This window comes from Vibrio sp. 10N.222.49.C9 (assembly GCF_041474985.1).
In the GTDB taxonomy this organism is placed as follows: domain Bacteria; phylum Pseudomonadota; class Gammaproteobacteria; order Enterobacterales; family Vibrionaceae; genus Vibrio; species Vibrio crassostreae_C.
In genome coordinates, this window is sequence record NZ_JBFRVD010000574.1 from 1 (window position 1) to 268 (window position 268).

A 268-nucleotide genomic window follows, 5' to 3' on the forward strand; every position below is an offset into this window, starting at 1 on the left:
AGCCAAAAAGAAGAGGCGAGATACCCAAGGCATCGCTTGATCTAGGCTTATTCGCCTCGCTACAGCAGACAGCATGGTAATTAGTTAACCTCTGTTTGTTGGTCTACTAGACGACGCTCGCGAGGGTCACGCTGTGCGTGTTTTACTCGAGTGCTCTCACCTTGAATGACGCGCTCGTGCAATAGTGGAATCGCCGCGTATTCCGCTAGGATCTGCTTCTCAGCTTCAATAATCGCTTTCTGACGAGGCTCGCCAAGTTGCTGAAGAT

At 50.7% G+C, this 268-nt stretch carries 1 pseudogene; it reads right to left on the minus strand.

Features of this window, described 5'->3' with window-relative positions:
- Positions 1–80: 80 nt before the first annotated feature.
- Positions 81–268 (minus strand): annotated as a pseudogene (locus AB4585_RS24545) (ABC transporter substrate-binding protein); the annotation flags it as partial.